Source organism: Nocardioides rotundus (assembly GCF_019931675.1).
In the GTDB taxonomy this organism is placed as follows: Bacteria; Actinomycetota; Actinomycetes; order Propionibacteriales; family Nocardioidaceae; genus Nocardioides; species Nocardioides rotundus.
The window spans coordinates 533,110-549,605 of the sequence record NZ_CP082922.1; the positions used below are offsets into that span (position 1 = coordinate 533,110).

General features: G+C 62.5%; 17 protein-coding genes and 1 pseudogene. 3 read left to right on the plus strand and 15 right to left on the minus strand.

Annotated elements, in window-relative coordinates; translation table 11 throughout:
- Position 1: 1 nt before the first annotated feature.
- The 13 genes from K8W59_RS02575 to K8W59_RS02635 form a co-directional block, all read right to left on the minus strand.
- Positions 2-751 (minus strand): ABC transporter permease, encoded by a 750-nt coding sequence (locus K8W59_RS02575; RefSeq protein ID WP_223397195.1) that lies wholly within the window; start codon positions 749-751, stop codon positions 2-4.
- Complete coding sequence (locus K8W59_RS02580) at positions 748-912, minus strand: hypothetical protein (RefSeq protein WP_223397196.1); 165 nt, start codon at positions 910-912, stop codon at positions 748-750. The genes K8W59_RS02575 and K8W59_RS02580 overlap by 4 nt, the downstream gene beginning before the upstream one ends.
- Positions 913-929: 17 nt before the next feature.
- Positions 930-1,625, minus strand: a complete 696-nt coding sequence (locus K8W59_RS02585; RefSeq protein ID WP_223397197.1) for an ABC transporter ATP-binding protein — start codon at positions 1,623-1,625, stop codon at positions 930-932.
- Positions 1,626-1,750: 125 nt separating this feature from the next.
- Complete coding sequence (locus K8W59_RS02590) at positions 1,751-2,422, minus strand: response regulator (protein ID WP_223397198.1); 672 nt, start codon at positions 2,420-2,422, stop codon at positions 1,751-1,753.
- Positions 2,419-3,651: a sensor histidine kinase gene (locus tag K8W59_RS02595; RefSeq protein ID WP_223397199.1), complete on the minus strand. Its 1,233-nt coding sequence runs from the start codon at positions 3,649-3,651 to the stop codon at positions 2,419-2,421. Before K8W59_RS02595 ends, K8W59_RS02590 begins: the two co-directional genes overlap by 4 nt.
- Before the next feature lie 90 nt (positions 3,652-3,741).
- Positions 3,742-4,107 carry a SemiSWEET family transporter gene (locus K8W59_RS02600; RefSeq protein WP_317846300.1) on the minus strand — a complete coding sequence of 122 codons (366 nt, stop codon included), beginning with the start codon at positions 4,105-4,107 and terminating at the stop codon, positions 3,742-3,744.
- A gap of 107 nt (positions 4,108-4,214) precedes the next feature.
- Positions 4,215-5,195, minus strand: coding sequence for a helix-turn-helix domain-containing protein (locus K8W59_RS02605; protein ID WP_223397201.1), 981 nt, complete (start codon positions 5,193-5,195; stop codon positions 4,215-4,217).
- 257 nt (positions 5,196-5,452) lie between these two features.
- A complete protein-coding gene (locus K8W59_RS02610) occupies positions 5,453-6,475 on the minus strand; it encodes a methyltransferase (protein ID WP_223397202.1) in 1,023 nt (340 codons plus the stop codon).
- Entirely contained in the window at positions 6,465-8,147 is a 1,683-nt protein-coding gene (locus tag K8W59_RS02615) for an ABC transporter ATP-binding protein (protein WP_223397203.1), read from the minus strand. The genes K8W59_RS02610 and K8W59_RS02615 overlap by 11 nt, the downstream gene beginning before the upstream one ends.
- Positions 8,147-8,590, minus strand: a complete 444-nt coding sequence (locus K8W59_RS20340; RefSeq protein WP_397195942.1) for a lasso peptide biosynthesis B2 protein — start codon at positions 8,588-8,590, stop codon at positions 8,147-8,149. Before K8W59_RS20340 ends, K8W59_RS02615 begins: the two co-directional genes overlap by 1 nt.
- Positions 8,587-8,901 (minus strand): lasso peptide biosynthesis PqqD family chaperone, encoded by a 315-nt coding sequence (locus K8W59_RS20345; protein WP_397195943.1) that lies wholly within the window; start codon positions 8,899-8,901, stop codon positions 8,587-8,589. The genes K8W59_RS20340 and K8W59_RS20345 overlap by 4 nt, the downstream gene beginning before the upstream one ends.
- Positions 8,850-10,445: an asparagine synthase-related protein gene (locus K8W59_RS02630; RefSeq protein WP_223397205.1), complete on the minus strand. Its 1,596-nt coding sequence runs from the start codon at positions 10,443-10,445 to the stop codon at positions 8,850-8,852. The genes K8W59_RS20345 and K8W59_RS02630 overlap by 52 nt, the downstream gene beginning before the upstream one ends.
- Before the next feature lie 227 nt (positions 10,446-10,672).
- A complete protein-coding gene (locus tag K8W59_RS02635) occupies positions 10,673-10,789 on the minus strand; it encodes a lasso RiPP family leader peptide-containing protein (RefSeq protein ID WP_223397206.1) in 117 nt (38 codons plus the stop codon).
- A gap of 483 nt (positions 10,790-11,272) precedes the next feature.
- Here K8W59_RS02635 and K8W59_RS02640 point away from each other — a divergent pair.
- A pseudogene (locus tag K8W59_RS02640) lies at positions 11,273-11,614 on the plus strand (IS5/IS1182 family transposase); the annotation flags it as partial.
- Positions 11,615-11,888: 274 nt separating this feature from the next.
- Positions 11,889-12,608 (plus strand): ScbR family autoregulator-binding transcription factor, encoded by a 720-nt coding sequence (locus tag K8W59_RS02645; protein WP_223397207.1) that lies wholly within the window; start codon positions 11,889-11,891, stop codon positions 12,606-12,608.
- A gap of 229 nt (positions 12,609-12,837) precedes the next feature.
- On the opposite strand, the gene K8W59_RS02650 is transcribed toward K8W59_RS02645, so the two are convergent.
- Positions 12,838-13,134: a hypothetical protein gene (locus K8W59_RS02650; RefSeq protein ID WP_223397208.1), complete on the minus strand. Its 297-nt coding sequence runs from the start codon at positions 13,132-13,134 to the stop codon at positions 12,838-12,840.
- Between the two features lie 416 nt (positions 13,135-13,550).
- Between K8W59_RS02650 and K8W59_RS02655 the strand changes: the two genes are divergently transcribed.
- Positions 13,551-14,357, plus strand: a complete 807-nt coding sequence (locus K8W59_RS02655; RefSeq protein ID WP_223397209.1) for an SDR family NAD(P)-dependent oxidoreductase — start codon at positions 13,551-13,553, stop codon at positions 14,355-14,357.
- Between the two features lie 1,416 nt (positions 14,358-15,773).
- On the opposite strand, the gene K8W59_RS02660 is transcribed toward K8W59_RS02655, so the two are convergent.
- Positions 15,774-16,085: a SemiSWEET family sugar transporter gene (locus K8W59_RS02660; protein ID WP_223397210.1), complete on the minus strand. Its 312-nt coding sequence runs from the start codon at positions 16,083-16,085 to the stop codon at positions 15,774-15,776.
- Between the last annotated feature and the right edge of the window lie 411 nt (positions 16,086-16,496).

Below are 16,496 nucleotides of genomic sequence, written 5' to 3' on the forward strand. Positions count from 1 at the left end.
GTCAGGCCTCCTGACGGTCGAAACGGCCGGTGGTGATGAGGAAGAACACCGCGACGACGAGAGCGAGTGCCGCGATGCTCGGGTACGACAGCGGGATGGCGACGTAGCCGCTGGCTGCGTAGTCGGCGGCCCTGGCCAGGGCGTAGTAGCCCCACGGGGTGAGGTGTGCCGCCGCGGCGGGCAGGCCTTGGGAGAACACGGCCAGAACGCTCCCGAGGACTCCGATGCCGAGGGCGACGAGCTGGTTGTCGATCTTCGCCGAGAGCAGGATGTGCAGGGCGAGGACGACGAGGTTGATGACGAGCATGCACCCGGTGAACCCCACCCAATGAGCGAACGGGATCGGCGCGAGGATGCCGGCGAGCAACTTCCCCGCCACGAGGACCAGCAGGCTGGTGCCGGCGGTGATCGCTGCGACGACGATGCCCAGCGTGATGAGCTTGGCCCGGCAGACACCGCCCGGGGTCAGTCCGGAGGTCGCTTGCAGTAGCCACCCATTGCCCTGATGCTCGATATCGGTCTGACGCGAGGCGAGCACCGCCAGCAGCAGCGGGAAGACCAGAGGGATGGCCAAGGACATGCCCGCCAACAGCCCGTTCCACGCCGCGGGTGAGTCCGGATCGAAGTCCGGGCTCGACACGATGGTGAACAGGGACAGTCCAAGGACGGCGACGACCATAGCTACGGCGATGACGCCGACTCTCAGGTGTCGCATCTTGGCGAACTCGTTCGCTACGGCGCGCGTGTTCACAGGCCGCCTCCGGCGGTGAGATGCATGAACACGTCTTCGAGGGTCTGCTCGTCGCGGCGCACGCCGAAGATGCCGATCCCCTCATGGACGAGCGCGGCGACGACCCCAGCGGTCTGACGATCGTCCAGGGCCGGTACGGCGACCTCTCCGGTGTCGGTCATGCGGCCGTTGAATGAGGTCAGCTTGGCGACGGCGGTTCGGGGGTCGGAGCAGCCATCAGCTGCTCCCGCGTGCCCTGGAAGATCATCTGGCCCTGGCTGAGAATGCCCAGCATGTTCGCGGTCTTGTCGATCTCACCCAACAGGTGGGAGGAGACCATGACGGTCACACCGTCGTTCGCGAGCCGGCGCAGCAGGGTGCGGATTTCGTCGATGCCGGCGGGGTCGAGGCCGTTGGTCGGCTCATCCAGGATCAGCAGCTGCGGCTGGCGGGCCAGGGCCATCGCAATGCCCAGGCGCTGCTTCATGCCCAGGGAGTACTCGCGAACCTTCTTGTCCATCTGGTTCTGCATCCGCACCGTGGCCACCGCGAAGTCGATCTGCTGCCGGTTCAACCCCAGCAGCCGCTGAACGATGCGCATGTTTTCCGAGCCCGTCAGGTGCGCGTAGCCAGGCGGGGATTCGATGAGCGAGCCAATGCCAGCCAGCAGCTGTCGCCGAGTGCCGCGAGTCATCGGCTGGCCCAGCACCTGCACCTCCCCGCTGGTGGGCTGGATCAGGGAGAGCAGCATCTTCATCGTGGTGGACTTTCCCGACCCGTTCGGGCCGAGGAACCCGTACACGCACCCTTCCGGGATGCGTAGGTTCAGGTCCTCCACGACGGTGCGCGTGCCGTAGCGCTTGGTCAGGCCTTCTGTGGCGACGATGTCGGTCATGCCATCCACTGTCGCGAGATCGCGAAGCGGAATCGTCTCGCCTGAGGCATATCTTGCGCGTATGCCTCAGGTGATACAGCGGCGTCGGCGTATGGCTGAAGTGATACGCGGAAGGCGCCGGTGCGTCAGTGTTCGCCGGCCTCCACGAGCCCGCTCTCATAGGCCAGGACGACGGCCTGCACCCGATCGCGCAGACCCAGCTTGGTCAGGATGCGCCCGACGTGCACCTTGACCGTTCCCTCGCTCAACACAAGCTGCTCAGCGATCTCGGCGTTCGACAGCCCGCGAGCGACCAGCCGCAAGACCTCGTGCTCGCGCGGGGTCAGCTCCTCGAACCGGGCATGATCCCGCTCGGGCTCGACGCTGGTCGGGCGCGCGCGCGTGAAGTGATTGAGCAGCCGGCGCGTGGTACTCGGAGCGACCACAGCATCCCCCTTGTGCACATGGCCGATGGCGGCGGCGATGTCCTCCACCGGGGTGTCCTTGAGCAGGAACCCGGACGCGCCGGCCTGGAGGGCGTCATAGGCGTACTCGTCCAGGTCGAAGGTCGTCAGAATCAGCACCCGTGGCGCGTCCTGCCGGGCGCGGATGCGTCGGGTGGCCTCCACGCCGCTCATCCGCGGCATCCGCACGTCCATCAGCACCACATCGGCTTCAACGGTGCGCAACAGGTCGAGAGCGGTGTCACCGTCGTCAGCTTCCCCGACGACATCGATTTCCGGCCGGGATTCGAGCACCATCCGGAATCCCATCCGGATCATCTCCTGGTCATCAACCAGGACAACACGAACGCTCATCGCTCACCCCTGATCGGCAAAACCACAGCCACCTCGAAACCGCCACTTGGTCGCATGCCGGCATGCAGCGTGCCACCGTAGGCGGTTATGCGTTCCCGCATCCCCACCAAACCGTGCCCGACCGGTTCGCCGGCAAGCGGGTCGTCGAGCCCCCGACCATCATCGGTGACCCGCACTTCCACCTCGGACTCCCCGTAACGGAGCCGGACCTCCACAGCGCTCACCGAGCCGGCGTGCCTATGCACATTCGTCAAGGCTTCCTGCACGATCCGATACACGGTCAGGTCCAAGCCAGCGGTCAGCGGCACTGCTTCGCCCTCAACTGTGAGCGTCACGGGGAGGCCAGTCTCCTTCGAGTCCTCCACGAGCCGCCCCAGTTGGGCGATTCCGGGCTGCGGTGCGTGCGAGCCCGGTTCGTCGTCACGCAGGACGCCAAGCATCCGACGCATTTCCGCCAGCGCACTGCGTCCCGTGTCCCGCACCCCCAGCATCGCCGACTTCGCCCGTTCCGGCTCGGCGTCCACTATGGAGGCCGCGCCCTCGGACATCACGACCACGACGCTGAGGCTGTGGGAGACGATGTCATGGATTTCGCGGGCGATCCTGGCTCGTTCCTCGGCCACCGCGATCTGCGCCTGCGCTTCCCGCTCGCGCTCCAGCTGATGGGCACGCTCCTGCAAGCTCGCAACATACTCACGGCGTACCCGCACCAGGGTGCCCCACGTCCAGACCAACGCGATCAGCGCGACCAGGGACAACAGCTCACCCATGTCGATGAAGTTCTCGCCGAGCCGAGGCAGGACCGCCCAGAGCAGCCAGATCACCACGGCAACAGCAACGGGGAAGGAGACCGCCCAGCCGTACCGCGTCGCGACGTTGTACACGGCGAGCAACAACATGAAGTCGGCGGCAATGATCGGCGCGCCCAACAACACCTGCACACACGCCGCAGTCAGCATCACCCCCAGCACCACCAGCGGGTACCGGCGGCGCCACAGATACGGCGCGCACAAACCGACCGAGACCACGATCAGTCCGACAAGGCGCGGACCATCACTGACGTACACCGGCAGAATCGGCAGGTTATAGGCAAACACCGCAAGCGCGACCAACACATCGAGCAACCACGCCCGCTCGCGCAACCACGACCCCGGCGCCCGCGGCAACTCCGGCTGTCCAGTGGTTGCGTCTGCTGTGCCCCTCCCGGTGGCAGTGCTCGCGCTGCTCATTCCTCACAAGGCTACCGCCGCGCTGGGACGGGGGTGCCTGGCGCTCTCCGGATCGTCGACGTGAGGCACGCCTGAGCCGTAGCGCTCTCGTCAGCTCGGTGATTCTCTCGGGACGTCGTCGGCCGCACCGTGACGCAGCCTTACCGCGACAGCGATGGTCCCGCCAGCAATGACTGCTGCCACCGTGTTGGGGATGACCAGGGCGATGTCACCGGAAGCAATCCCGTAGCTGACCCACAGGCAGAAGCCCGGCAGCAGAAGCACCAGGTAGCCGATGGACACGTCCTCTGAGGAACGCCGACGCAACATCCGGCGCAGTTGCAGCAACGGGGCGAGCGCCATCACCACACCCCAAGAAGCGGCCGCGACAGCGAGAACCGTAGTGAGCACGAGTAACTCCAATCGTGAAGCGCTCGTGCCGTGGGACGACGCCCTCCCAACCGCAAGGGGGCGCACGCGCCGTCAAGACACGATGCTACCAATCGGCACACTAGGAGTCGGTCAAATCAAGGGCCGGTCACTCTTCCCATACTTGCCGGTGCCGTCGGTGCCGTCGTTAGAGGTCAATTCCGGGCAGGACTGGCGGCGGGTGGTTCCGCCGAGTGTCGGCTGCGTTCGCGGTAGCGGCTGGGGGTGATGCCGACGGCCTGCCGGAACAGGCGGGCCGCGTGGCCGCGGCTGTGCCAACCGACTTCGCGCATCGCCTGCTCGATCGGCAGGTCGGTCTCGCGCAACAGGCGGGCCAGCTGCTCGGCGCGCAGCGTCGTCAAGTACGTCAGCGGCGTCTTGCCGTAGGCGTCGACGAAGACCCGACCGAGTTGAGACGGCGAGAGGTGCACGGCGTCGGCCAGCTCAGACAGCGCCCAGCGCCGTGCTGGCTCCTCGCGCAGCAGGTCGGCCACAGTCCGGGCCTCGATCCGCAACGGTGCGAGCCGCCGCAGGGCCGGGGTCCCGGGCCAGCTGGCCTTGCGCTGGGTCAGGGACCGGCGCACCGTTGTGGTCGCCACGAAGGGAGAGACGACATCAAGCACGGCGAACAGCAGCGCCTGCATCCGGTAGAACCGCTCCGGGGTCGGCCCGTCAAGGCTGAGCCGTCCGAGTTCGTCTAGCCACGGCATCAGGCATCCGGCGCGGTGCTCGCCCAGTCGCAGGATCTGGGCGGGTTCGGCGTAGTGGGCGGCAAGGAAGTCCTTGGCCTCCAGCCGGTCGGCCAGGATTGCGGCGTGCTGCCAGAACACCTGGTCCACCACGTAGTCCCGATTCAGGTACAGGGTCGTGGCCGTGAGCCATTCCTCGGGTTCGGCGCCGCACAGGGTGTTGGCCGCCAGCAGCACCACGTCCCCGACCCGGACGGGGCGTTCTCCGAACGCACTGAACAGCCAGGCCGATCCGGCCCGCACGAAGATCAGCTGCACGCAGTCGTGGGCGATCGGTTCACGCCGCCGGTACACGCTCTCGGTGCGCGCCACTACCGGCGAGAATCCGCTGGCAAGATAGGCCTGCGCCTGTGGCACACACCTACCAGGACCTCGCAGATCGTTCATGGCCGTGTACCGTTAGCGACTTTCCGAGAGAGCACCTACCGCAGCGTCTGCATGGAGAACATCGCCTAAAGTGCAGCCGCCAGGGGCAAAGCCGAGCCTGCGAGGATTGATCACGACCGACCATTGCCGAGGTTGTGCGCTGGCAGGCCATCGGAATGGAGGACAGTCCGCTCACGCGGGCGCCAGACAGGCTGCAATTCCACGCTCGCCGGCCCATGATGTCGCTCGACGATGTTGGTCGTGGCACGACTATGTTCCTAGACCGGAGTGGCAAAGATTGCGAACAGCTCACTGTTGACTGCGGTGACACTAGACACCTTGAACCCCTGACCGTGGAGCAACGCTTCGAATTCATCTCGCGTTCTTTCCTTGCCCCCACAGAACGCCAGCATTCTCAAGTCCATCGATGTTGCAACCCTCGGGTCAATGCGGTCAACAAGAGCCTCGACAATAAGCAGGCAACTTTGCGTCTCTCTACACCTGCGCAAAATTTGACGGGCCGCGCTGTCGTCCCAGTTGTGCAGAACATTCGAAAGCATGTATATATCCGCAGGTGCCGGCAATCGCTCAAAGAATGACCCCGCATGCAATTCACAGCGGGCAAGTACGCCAGCTATTCGCAAGCGACTGTAAGCTCCCTCAATGGCGGTTTCCAAGTCGATCACCGTCCCGCGAAGATGAGGATGCGCACCTAGGATCGCGGCAAGGAGAACCCCCTCCCCGCCACCCACGTCAACCACGTGATTAATCTGATTCCACACCGGAAGAGAAGCGAGTTGTTCCGCAATACTCTTAGCGTGATCTGCGCGAAGCTCATGGAAGGTCCTCCCATTTTCAGACGGTATCGCGGCGTGTTCATAGAACCCCCTCCCGTGAACTCTTGGGTAACTCGCTACACCGTCACGAATCGCTTCATTCATCGCGTATAACGCGGCGTCCAGACGTCCGCCAGGTCCAGTGGTCGTGAGCCACCGTCGGAGACCACCTGGATGCGAATCCAGCAGCAGCATTCCATACTCCCGGAGCGCTAGTCGGCCACCTTCAACTTCCCTATACACCCCGCGCGAACAGAGATATCGCAATAGCCTACTAAAAGCTTCTGGATCGCATCCGAGCGTCTCCGACAGTAACTCGACATTATCCCGGCCGGCCAAGATGTGGTCCGAGATGCCAAGCGTGGCAGCTGTCCTGATCAGTATCGAATCCAGGCCGTCTATCGCGGCCGCAAACTCGTCCGGCGTCCAGGGCCTGTGGTTATGCTCGCCATCGTCAACTGACACTCCCACGTCCCCTCCAATCGACCTCTTCCTCACTCACCTCAAGCACCTCTCCTTCACGCATCTCAAATACGGTGTCGGCCCAGGCCAGTAGACGGTAATCGTGAGACACCATCACGACAGTTACATCTACTGATAGATCCGCAATAGACTTCATCACACTCTCAAAGGAATTGGTGTCCAAGTTTGATGTCGGCTCATCCAACAACAGGAGTTCTGGCTCGGTAATCAAAGCGCGAGCCAGCGCGATACGCTGGCGCTCGCCACCGGATAGTGTCGCACCCATGTCACCAAGTTGGCGGTTTAGCGACACCTGGTCGGGGAACAATGTGGCAAGGCCGACGCCAGCCAGGACGTCGAGGATAAGCGCGTCTGACACCTCTGGATTTGCGTACGCAACCGCGTCCCGAGCGCTGCCGTGCAACACGGGGGAGGTTTGCTCAAGTAAGGCGATTCTTGACCTCAGGTGCTTTACCTGCGCGAACGGCAGATTCAGCCCAAGTACGGAGACGTTCCCTTTGTCGGGCGCGTAGAGTCCGCTGATCAAGTTCAGAATGGTGGACTTGCCTACTCCGGACCGACCCACAATTAGACAACGCGCACCCTTGCCAACCTTGAAGGAGGCTCCCTTGAGCACCGGCTGCTGAGTTGCCCCATATGAAAAGTGAACGTCTTGAAACACAACCGGATATTTGACATCAGTGGCCTGATCGTGCGCTACCGAGACGGCTGCGGCGTCTCGCTCGTTTTGCTCTTCTTCAAGATTGAAGATCTCGTCTAGCCGCTGGAAGGAAGCGCGCCCCGTGGCGATGGAAGCGTATCCCTCGATGATACTGCCCAGAGGAACGACCAGATAAGTAGAGTAGAGAAGCGCCGAAACCAAGTCCGCTATGCTCAGGCTCCCGCCCGCAACTTGTGTTCCCCCTATAACGACCACCGCAATAAGTGCCCCCGTGGCGGCAATGTGCACCGCCGGAGTCGCCGCCGCCGTCAACGCGGCACCCTTACGAGCCGCGCCTAAGACCTTCTCTATAGATGACCCCAATCGTTGACACTCGCGACGTTCAGCATTCGATACCTTTACAGTGCGGAGCGCGGTCAGGACGCCTTCGAAATCTGCTGTCAGAGTCGCAAGCGCGCGTTGCTTCTCGTTCGCTACATCCTGGAGCTTTGATAGGAAGACGGCGGCACCTAGGCCGGCGACGACAATGATCACCAAGACCGTGGTGAGCAGCAAGGGACTTATTGCCGCCATAAGCACTGCGGCGCCAACGAGTGTCAGCGCGCCGATGACGAGATCTAGGTATCCGTGGGCGACAGCATATTGTAAAGACGCAGGGTCATTCACCACCCGAGAGACGATGTCGCCCGACCTGTAGGGCGTCAGAGTGCTAAGGCGGGCCTGTATGGCGCGCTCGACAGCTCGCCGCCTAAGCGAAGCGGCGGCACGTTCACCAATCACTTCCAACAAGTATCGCCCTGACGTCTCAGCGATCACTTGTACAGCAAAGATCGCCAGCAAGGCCCAAACCGATGGCCAGACACTGGCGCGCTGCTCGACGGCCTTAATGACGTCCCCTGCGATAAGTGGCTGCAACAGTGCGGCGACCGTGCCGACTATGACCAAGACAGCCGCGGCGACGAACCGCCTTTGCTGCTCCTTGATAAGTGTCATCACGGCTGTGTCCGACCGCCAACTGGCGCTTCTATTCGTATCAGCGGAGCGTAAGCGGAGGGGGGCAGACACTCACCTACCACTTGGGACTGGCATTCGACCCAGGCGTGCGCTGCGAAGGGAGGCGTGCGCCTCACCCCGGCGCACCAGGTGGGCCACGTGCCGCGGCATCGGCAAAGCATCGCAATTGCGATGGAACGGGGAAGGCAACCACGCCAACCCGCGCACTTCGGACTCGTTGAGACGATTAACTCGTGTAGCGTCGTAGCGGCATCGAGATGGGCAGGCCGCGCACCACGGCTAAGAAATCGAAGGACTACTGCTAGTCTGTGGGGTTTGAGTCGAGCTAGCAGGAACGCCAAAGCGATAGCACCTCGCCGCGCGTCGAACACACTCATTCGATGGGCGCTATTTGGGGAGGGCATAGACATACTGACGCTCATGGTTCTCGCTTCTTTAGAATGTCAGCCGCTAGTCCTTGCTGGATGAGTGCGGTGAGGTCGCTTGAGGCTCGCTCCCGGTCTACGTCATAACTCTCGATCAACGCATCTACAACTTCGTCCCTGGACAATCCCTCGTTTAACAGCTGAAGCATTCTCGTCGCGACGGCATTGAGTTGAAAGTAGCGACCAGTACGGGTGTTGAGAATTACCGAACCGTAGTCGGTTTCAGAGAATGATATATCTGACTGCAAACAGAATCTCATCGTGAGCCGTTCTTTCGCTTGCGCCCGCGGAGCCATACCTCTGTGCATAGGGTGGTCGTAATGCCGCTGTCGGAGAGGCTCGGGTGGCTTCCCATCTCCAGTACCTGTGTGAGACGGTCTCTGTCTATCAATCCCATGTTGGCGAGTTCGGAGTGTGCGAATAATTCCTTGATGTGCGCCTTGTTCTCCTGAAAGCCAAGCTCAAGGTCCAACGAACCTTCGTCTTTGGAATTTCTGTCCGCCACTGCAGCCGGAAGGACGCCCTTCATCGCTTCCTTGAGCAAGGGCTTGTACGCCCACGGGTCGACACGGTCCTTTATCGAGACGCTCAAGACGGCATCAAGAACGCGATCATCGAAGAACGGGGCCTGAATCCTCAAGCCATAATGCTCTGAAATTTGAGCGATGGCTCGAGCGAGTTGCGCACCTTGGCGGATGGTATCCCGCTCGGCGTGCTCGCCATGACGTTGCGCTAGAGGCTGGGCGCTGGTTGAAGCTTGTACGATAAAGCCCTCGATCAGATCTTTACCGTGAGTAGATAGCCACATAGGAAGGCTTATGGGCGGACCCCAAGTGAGAATCGGTAGCCGGTCGAGAGGGATGTTAGGAAGCTTAGTGCTATGGCGTAGCCAAGTCGCGAAAGTTTCTCTCGACGTCAACTGCTTCAGAACCTCTGCCCCGGGCCATCCGAGCATGTGACGATAGGTGCTAATTTTCCGAATCGCGTTGATTGGATTCTTCTGAAGATAGTCTCGGAGCAGGGTGGGCATCCCATAGAACAGATGATCTCCACCGTGCCCGGTCAGGTGTACGTTTGCGCCATGCCCACTGCCTATTTCCGCCAGTGCTTGGATCGTTGCTTGAGTGGCTAGAGCTGGGCTTGGATGATCAGTCTCGGCCCCGCTTCCAAGGGAGCCGGAGTAGACCAAGGGTAGGTCGCCACCGTCGAGCAACAAATGACGGTAGAGGGTGAGGTCGCCAGCCGCCAGTTTCGCCCATACTTGATCTTCATTTCGGCCTCTGTCGCCCGATGTTACGGCGATAACCCGGCTGGCAGGAAAGAGTTGAAGACTTATCGCCGTGATGCTCGTGGAATCCAGGCCGCCCGATAGATCACTGAAGACCACCTCGTTACCGGACCCAGCGTCGAGGACTGCCTGCTCAATGGCATGTCGAACTTCTTCCGCGGCTTCAGTGAGAGGTACCGCCGGCTCAGGTGGCGACCACCATGGGAGGACTTTCGGGACAAGATCGGACCCGACGCAGAGCATCAGGCCGGGCTCAACAGGGTTAATGTCAACCCATAATGGATACAGGTCGAAGGGGTGGCCGACTGGTTCTATGAGATGGATGGCCACCCCAGTCGGATCAAGCTCGGCGCCGATATAGTCGGCGATTCGGTCAGCTCGATTGCTAACGAGAACATACTCAGAGGTGCGGGAGTAGAAGACCCTGTCGAATCCCGAAGCGGAGCCGCGGAGTGAGATCCTTCCGTCACCCCAGAGTGCGACCAGGCGGGCGCCCTGGCGTGAAAGTTCTCGATGCCTGCCTTGATCGCCGCCAAGCGTACGACTGGCCTCACGAATCCTCACCGTTGGCCTAGGAGTTCCGAACCACGCAAGTCCGCGGGTTGCCCCGCTTGCTTCGGTGATCCGAGTCGTGGACGCTTCGTCGCAAGTCCACGTGATCGTTAGGTCGCCGGTTGAGGCGCGTGAGTTGAAGCCATGGCAAGCGGCCGCACTGTCCACCGCCCCCTGGCCGATGGCCAGGAGAAACCCAGTGTCTTGGCGACCGCTTGCCATGGTTGTTCTCCTCGGAGTTACGGGATCAGTCGTCCGACCGGGATCACGCGGTCCGCGAACAGCCGACCGAGTCCTGCCGTGAGGCTGCTGAACGTGCCGCGCTCGACGAGCATCGGCGTCTCGTATGCCTTCATTTTCATCACCTCCTTCCAACCTGCGACGGAGAGACCCAAAACGGGGGACGCACCCACCGGCCGTTGCCGGAACGCCCCCGGGCCCAACGAGTGGCGCCCACATGACCCGCCACGTCGACGTAGACGGTGGGTCTTACAAAGTAATGCGGCCAACTTAGTTTACGTGTGACCGTGAGTCAATGGGTCGCCTGATGCGATGAAGGACGGGGCTCCGCGCAGGGTGCAGCTGGCTCAGTCGATGCGACAGTGGATGCCCCCGATGAGGATGAGTGGGGAGTGTGCAGGGAGGGCAACGGTTTGCCGGCGTCCAAGCGCTCCGGGGGGAGGGAGTGAGCCATTCCCAGTAGCGGGACCACGGGAGGGCGACACGCCGACGGTATGGAGATCATCAGGGAGGACGCAGGACCCCGGCAGAGAGGTGGTCCATCCACAGATCAACTCTCACCGAGGCCCTGCGTGTCCGATCCTGCCGGCTACACGGCCGTGCTCCCGATCGGGGAGTCCACTGCCACTCACATTGGGGATCTTCTCGCTGGTGAGCGGGCGCGCCGGGCAACCCGCGCAGGTCGGCGCGCGCGGCCAGCAGCTCCACCACCTACCGCTACCCACGCGAGGGTATCGACGTGCTCGCCGCGGCGGCACCGGGGCTGCACGGTGCGCTGCTGGCCGCCCGCGCCGCCGGGGCACAGCCACGTCCAGCTCGACGGCACGCTGATCCGCACCGACCGATCCCGGGCGTTGGGCCCGCCCACCGGGATTTACCTGTGGTGGTCGGGCAAGCCCCACCGGCACGGCGGCAACGTCCCGGTCGTCACCGCGCCAGACGTCTAGCCGCTGTGGGGCTCTGAAGTGCGTCCGAGCAGAACCCCGAACGCGGGCACACCCATGCCCAGAGTCAACGACACCGTGATGACGTGCCCCACTCGTCTTCCACCGACTGTGTTCACCATCGATGTCGTCGCGATGCTCGACGTCATCACCGAACGCGTCGCCGTCGTCCTTACATGACGCGTCCGCCTACACGTTGAGACGGGACAAGGCGGAAGCGAGGTGTGGGTGCACGAACAGCTCGCCTGCGCATAGGCGAACAGGTGTTCCAATGGCCGAGCAGGCGCAACCACCACTAGAAACAAGCCGCTCACCCGATTTAAGATGGCCTCTGATCAGCCCGATGCAGGCGGACGAGAGGTTTGGCATGCCGCGTGGCAGGGGAGCTCCACCCAAGCAGCAGCGAGCGATTGAGACGCGAGACGCACTCCTGAAGGGTGCGGCGACAGTGTTCTCGCGGGTGTCCTATGCAGAAGCACGACTCCGGGACATATCCGAGGAGTCAGGGATCAGCGAAGGCGCCCTGTACTTCCATTACGGAACCAAGAATGAGATTGCGTGTGCTGTGCTGTCGGCGCAACAGGAGCGGATGACTGCGGTTCTCACCGAGGTGCTCGCTGATACAGAGAACGCGCTTCGCAAACTCAGCCGGCTCGCTCACGGTCTCGGGCAATTGATCGCTGACGACGTCGTAGTGCAGGCCGGAATTCGGCTCGCCGGCCAACCGAATGCCGAGGTCGCGGCCACGGCTCACGAGCCCTATTTTGAGTGGGTAAGAATCGCATGCGCCCTGATTAAGGAAGGAATCGCAGACGGCTCCATCAGGAAAGATGTTGATGTCGATGGCGCTGCCGAGTTCATCAATTCACTTTTTGTGGGGTCGCAGATGCTGTCTGGGTTTGCAGACTCCTGGAAATCGTTGCCGCGACGGCTAAAGGCCCTTGAGTCATTTTGGATTGAGGTGCTCGAAGCGCCGGAGGGTCGGGGTTGATGTCTACACCGACGAAGGTCTACCATAGGCCGGGCACTACGAGTCATTGCGCCTGCTGGCGCGAGACTTGGAGGCGGTGACTTCGATGGCGCCTCAAGATCATTCGCAAGGAAAGGACACGGAACGCCGAGTCGATACGCGGATGCGAGTCTCTATGGCGGACACTCACAAGCGAATCCCTGGCAGCGTCTGGCTCCATACTGCGGGGGTGGCTTCGAATGGCGCCTTGTCAGCGTCCTACCGGATACCTCCCTTCCGGAAGATTGTCCGCCTTGCTGACATTATGGAAGTCCAGCGCCAAGCAGGGATAGTCCACGTTCATCAACATCTCGCTGTCTCTCGTGACGCCGCTTTCGCACTCCACTCCATAGAGTTGTCTATCCGGCACCCTAAGCTCCTGTCCTCCACTGACAGCCGGGAGGGGATTGTGCAAGTCCAGGCCGCAGGTGTCGCGCGCGCTGGAGGGCAGGTTCGGTCCGCCACCCAGCACTTCGCAATAGATGCCAAGAGCGGCCTTGAAGCGCATGGAACATCTCAAGCCACGTTCATCCCGAAAGCGGTTTACGCTCGTGTCCGGCGCAATGTCTTGACTAGACATTCATCCGAGCAGGCGGCGACGCCGTTTGAGAAGTTCGAGCACCGAGAGCTCTTGATAAACGACCTTACCGACCCAATCTTGTCAGACCACGCCGCAGACCATTTCTCCGCCATGGCGATGGTGTGCGCAATAGAAAGATCGGTGACACAATTTGATGAACGCCCCACGCTTGCGTCGTTGTCCATTGACTTTCATAGTTACGCTGAGCTGTCGCCGGCGCCCGCCCTTGTGATGAATATCAGGGAGGATGGTTCATTCAGAGGGACCGTGGATCAGGAAGCTATCGCGCGCGCGTCTTTCTCGGGCCAAGCGATTCGAGCCCCGTACGGACCTGGCGGAAACTAGTGGCCACAAACCGCGTCGTCGTCGTCACTGGAGCAACTGGCGGTATCGGTTCCGCCATATGTAAGTCATTGAGCAGGGACGGATACGCGATCATTGCGCATTATCGTTCCAACTACGGTAAGGCGAAAGCACTCTCCGACTTGATCGAACAGCGGGGCGGCTTATGCTTCCCGGTCGCCGCCGATTTTTCGCGCGCGGACGGAATCGACCGTGTCGTAACCGCAGTCACCGACTTACTCCATCGCAATCCTAAGTATCGACTCTGGACGCTAGTGAACAATGCGGCAAGACTTCTTGGCCCCTCGTTTAGTGCTGCAACACCGGAGCAGTTCGACCAGTATTTCGCAATCAATGTGAAGGCGCCTCTCTTTCTTTCTCAACGCCTAACCGAGAAGATGGCCACTGGAGGAAGCGTCGTGAACATCTCATCCGCGAGCGCACACTTCTCAAGCCCCGGAGACATCGTGTATGCCATGAGTAAGGCTAGCCTTGAGTCACTCACGATGAACATGGCTGAGGCGATCGCAGCCCGAGGTCTACGCGTCAACACTGTTGTGCCAGGGTTCACCGACAACGGGCACGAGGCCTTTCGCAGTCACGAACTCCGCCAGTACATGTCCAGTTTCGCGGTCCTCGGCGATGTTGCAGCTCCCGAAAGGGTCGCCGACGCTGTAAGTTTTCTCATCTCCGACCGGGCGAGTCGGACTACGGGGGCCATCCTCGATGTGAGCGGTGGTAGTGCCTTAGGTGCTCGTGGAAGCCGCGCGGCGTCAATCGGGACGCTGTTAGGCGACCACGAGAGTTGAGGCGCCAGCCTCAGACCAGATGGCACGATGCCAAAGCGACAACGGACGACGGCCATCAGCCTGGACTCGGCCATCGCGAGGATGCGCAGCGCCGATGCCACCGAGGCGTCCGAGGCGCTGCGCCGGAGCCACCGTCGCCGCGCTTGCTGGATCGCGCCCGGAAAGGACCGCGTCTTCCACGTCCACGACTTTCTGCGATCCCTGGAGACCGTCCGATCCGGTGGCATCGTCGTCGATCCGGAAGTGATCTCCTCGCTGATGCAACATCGCCAGGGCCGACTTGCCGCACTCACCGCCCGGGAACGAGCACGACGGCAACCGACGAGTCCTCGCCGTCGTCGCCTACCTGCAGAAGCGATGACCCCGGCGTGGGAGCCGCGGCCCGTCCAAAAGGGCGAAGACTGGTGTCCGTGACGATAGCCACCCCCGGAAAGACGACGGCTGCTCGCGCGGTCTGCGAGGCGGTTGCAACCGCCACGGAGACGCACCCTTGCCGATCGGTTCGGACGCCGAACCCACCCGGAGCTGCTCGTTCCCTCCCACCTGCCAGGAGTACGGGGCGCAGTCAGTGACCAGCTGAGCCGACTCCCATGGCCGCGCCCACAGCCACAGCCACGAAGCCTGGCGACTCCCGGAAGGTACTACCTGCCCCGGACCTCCCAGCCCACTCACGGAGCGGCCACACCTCTTGCAGATCGAGGACAGAGTCTGCTGCGGCATAAGTCGGACTCTTGGAACTACCGTGGTTGTGTGAGTGCTTGGGAACCGGTGAGCGGGCTCGTGAAGTTCCCGGACGGCCGTTCCATCAGAGGCATGGGAGTCCGACGCCCTCGCGGCGACGTCCCGGTTCCGGATTCGCTGTCTACTTGCTCGGCAGAGACCCCGCGGCATCGATGGCTGGCCGTACAGGTGGGTTAGGTGGACGCGACTTCTCTCTGCCCGACTCCATGGACGACGCGATCAGCGCACCGGGCGAAGCTCATACTCGGGCGGAGCGCGAACGGGTTGAGATTGCCTGCGGTGGTGGGATAGGTCGCACCGGCACCGCCATGTCGCTCCTGGCGGTCATGGGCGGAGTCGAGTCCGCAGACGCTGTCGCCTGGGTGCGCGAGAATTACCACCCGCGCGCAATCGAGACACGCCGACAGCGACAGTGGATCAGGGGAGGCGGCGGCGCGCTTCCGCATGTGAGCGTGGGGGGTTGCGAGCAAGCCCTTCGCATTACCCGGACGCAACCACCTGCTACGAAGCCAGGAGGGGGCAGCACGCAATCACATGCCTTTGAAGAAGGTCGTTCAGTGCAATTCGGCGGTGTTGCGGTAGGGCCGGTCATGAGCATCAGGTCGTCCGTGGTGAGGGCGTCGTTGCCGCGCTCGGTCAGGATCGCCGGCTGTCGCACATACCTGGCCACGTCGTCTAGGTTCTCCTGCCGCTTCGTCGGGCCTCAGCACTTCGCGCGCTGTTGCGCTTGAGTCGCCCGGCGACGGCGATGGTCACGAGCGCCACGGCTGTGGCGACGGTGTTCGGGATGACGAGGGGCCAGTCGTGTCGGGACAGTCCGTAGAGCACCCAGAGCAGGAAGCCGGGGATGAGCAGGGCGAAGTATCCGAGTGATACGTCGTCGGCGGATCGGGTCCGCAGCATCCGGTGAATCTGCAAGGCCGGGGCGATGGCCATCACGACTCCCCATGCCGCCGCCGCAAGACCAAGAACATCACTGAGCACCATGTGGGCCTCCTACTGGTGGCCCTGGCTCTGGTCCTCGTCCGTACAGCACGGGGGGCGACACGAGGATGCGCCAATACTATCGACCCCCGGGCGATCCGCCGGCGAAGTCACCGACTGGGAAACCGACAGATTGGTATACCTCCCAGTTCGGGAGCTACATCAAAGAACGTACAGTCCCGTTCCTCTTCGCGATGCTCAGACTTGACCTGGAGTCGGGTCCAAGACGGTATGGAGCAGTTCCTGCCCGCAGGCGATGCTCACGTGGCGCAGTTGGAAGGCTGGCGCGCTGTGCTCGCGGCGTTGTCGCGGCACGCCCGTGAACGAGTGAGCCAGTGGCTGGCCGTCCTCGACAGCGAGGGAGTGCTGGCCCGGAGAGCAGGGCCCAGTCCGCCACGGTCCTGCTCGCGACCG